The sequence below is a fragment of the Bradyrhizobium sp. BRP22 genome (genome assembly GCF_020194175.1).
In the GTDB taxonomy this organism is placed as follows: Bacteria; Pseudomonadota; Alphaproteobacteria; order Rhizobiales; family Xanthobacteraceae; genus Bradyrhizobium.
The window spans coordinates 1-249 of sequence record NZ_JADYVX010000176.1 but is presented as its reverse complement, the minus strand read 5'-3'; the positions used below and the strand labels follow the sequence as shown (position 1 = coordinate 249).

At 64.7% G+C, this 249-nt stretch carries 1 protein-coding gene; it reads right to left on the bottom strand.

Going from position 1 to position 249, the window contains the following annotated elements; genetic code table 11:
- The coding region (locus I6F35_RS39860; protein WP_225122994.1) for a transposase at positions 1-249 on the bottom strand (249 nt) is incomplete at both ends.

The window sequence follows — 249 nt, the reverse complement described above, 5'->3', positions numbered from 1 at the left end:
CTTGTCGAGTACGTTGCTCACTTTATGGCACCAGCATCGTTGGTGCCGCGTGCCGGGAAAGGCCTCGTCCAGTGCCTTCCAGAAGCCGAGGGCGCCGTCGCCGATGGCGAGTTGCGGGGCAATCCGTAACCCGCGTTGCCGCAGGTCGATCAGGAGTTCGCGCCAGCTCTGCGCGCTCTCGCGCACGCCGACCTGGAAGCCGATCAGCTCCTTCTTGCCTTCCGGCGTGGTGCCAATCAGCACCAGCAT